We start from the raw sequence: 2,035 nt of genomic DNA, 5'->3' as shown, positions 1-2,035 counted from the left end.
ACCGAAATGCGGGCTGCTACCAGCGGGATGGAAGATGCCAATAGCCAAATCAACAACGGTGTCAGCATGGCGCAAGAGGCCAGCCGTGCGATCTCGGCGATTCATCAAAATGCACAAAATGTGATGTCGGCGATTGCCGAAATCTCACGGGCGACCACGGAGCAGTCGTTGGCGAGCAATGATATTGCACAGCATGTTGAGCAAATTAGCGCGATGGCACAACAAACCGACCAAGCGGTACAACAAGCGATTCGCACCACCCAGAGTATTAGTGTGTTGGCGGGTGAATTGGGACAACAGGTGAACCGCTTTCGAACTTAATTAAATGATTTTGACCTCTGCTGAGTGATTGGCTCACTTTTTAATTGAGAAGCTATTGCATCTGAGTTAAGAAGTGAGTTTTTTTATTTTTCTGGTAAGTGGCGACTAAAAGTTGTTGAAGCGCAAAAGAATCGCTTACACTAGCGATATAATTGCAAAAAACAACAAAGCTTACACATAAATTCCACAAAGCCAGAAAAGTGAAGCACCAACTTATCATAAGATCATGCGGGAGGTCTCAATCGTGTCTTTGAATCTTAGCTTTCGCAGTAAAATCTTGCTCAGTGTGAGTGGCCTTGCCATATTAGGGTTTTCTGCTTCTATTGGTTATGCAACATGGGCAAACCAAAGTTATATTTTAGAGAAAGGCGCCGAAGCGGCTGTATTACAAGCTCAAGCCCTAACCCAAAATATCAGTAGCCCTTTATATGAGGGGCGTGACTTGGCAGAATCGATGGCAGTGATGATTGCCACCATGCACGAGCGCGGCTTAAAAGATCGTGATGCCATTACCGCGATTTTGGGTGATGAATTGCGCAAGCGCCAGCGGATGATCGGTGTGTGGACTGGATGGGAAGCGAATGCTTTTGATGGCCGTGACGCCGAATTTGCCAACCGCAAACCCGACCACGATGCCACGGGTCGTTATATCCCCTACTGGGCGCTCTCTGGTGACAAACTGATTCTTGACTCACTGGTTGATTATGATAAGCCAGGTGCTGGCGATTATTATCTCATCCCAAAAAAGAATAATGCACTGACGTTTCTTGAGCCATATCTGTATCCTATCGAAGGTAAAAATGTGCTGATGACGTCGATTGTGCAGCCCATTACCTTAAAAAATAATCCTAATTTTGTTGGTGTTGCTGGGGTAGATGTCTCCCTCGACAATATTGGTAAAACCCTTGACCAAGTTAAGCCCTACGGCAATGGGTGGTTGTCGTTGGTATCGCATGAAGGGAATTGGTTAGCACATCCAGAAAAAGACAAAATCACCAAACCAGCCCAAGATCTCCCGCCCGAAGCTATCGCTGCTATTAAAGCAGGTCAGCCTTATACCTATACCGATCTTATACCTATACCGATGGTAATAGCGTCATGCACTTCTTACAGCCGATTACGGTTGATAAGAATATGGCTCCGTGGTCGATGTTGGTTTCGATTCCAAAATCCAGCCTGTTAGCGGAAGCCAACTCAGTACGCAATACCACGCTGTTGATTAGTGTATTGGCGGTGGGGGTGATGTTGTTATTGATCGCGGCGATTTTGCGTAGTTTGTCGCAACCCTTGGTGCGCTTGTCGAACACCATGCAAACGTTGAGTCAAGGCGAAGGGGATTTAACCCGTCGTTTAGACATCACCAGCCAAGATGAAATCGGCCAAACCTCAAATGCGTTTAACCAGTTTATGGATAAGCTGCGAGGCATGTTCCATGAGGTGAAGCATCATGCTGGCGTGTTACATGAAAGTGTGAACCAACTGGCAATAGTCAGCGCACAAGTGGAAAGCAATGCACGGCAACAAGCCGATGCGGCCAGCGCGACATCTGCCACAGTTGAACAAGTGACGGTCAGCATCAGCCACATTGCCAGCAATTTGCAAGAAGTCGAAAACACGGCGAAGAAAAACGGCGAAATTGCCAGCCAAGTGGCGGCGTTGGTGAACACCACAGCTAAAGAAATCGACACGGCAGCAACGGCAGTGCAATCGCTGT

2 protein-coding genes and 1 pseudogene are annotated in these 2,035 nt (G+C 47.3%); all 3 read left to right on the top strand.

Annotation, left to right across the window (positions count from 1 at the left end):
• Positions 1 to 321 (top strand): annotated as a pseudogene (locus G465_RS14825) (hypothetical protein); the annotation flags it as partial.
• Between the two features lie 244 nt (positions 322 to 565).
• The gene (locus tag G465_RS0112680; RefSeq protein WP_162138838.1) at positions 566 to 1,504 is read left to right on the top strand and encodes a PDC sensor domain-containing protein; all 939 of its coding nucleotides are present in this window, start codon (positions 566 to 568) and stop codon (positions 1,502 to 1,504) included.
• The coding region (locus tag G465_RS14820) for a HAMP domain-containing protein (protein ID WP_162138837.1) at positions 1,456 to 2,035 on the top strand (580 nt) is incomplete at its 3' end. The genes G465_RS0112680 and G465_RS14820, both read left to right, overlap by 49 nt.

The organism is Aquaspirillum serpens DSM 68, assembly GCF_000420525.1.
In the GTDB taxonomy this organism is placed as follows: domain Bacteria; phylum Pseudomonadota; class Gammaproteobacteria; order Burkholderiales; family Aquaspirillaceae; genus Aquaspirillum; species Aquaspirillum serpens.
This window is presented reverse-complemented; position numbering and strand designations above follow the sequence as displayed.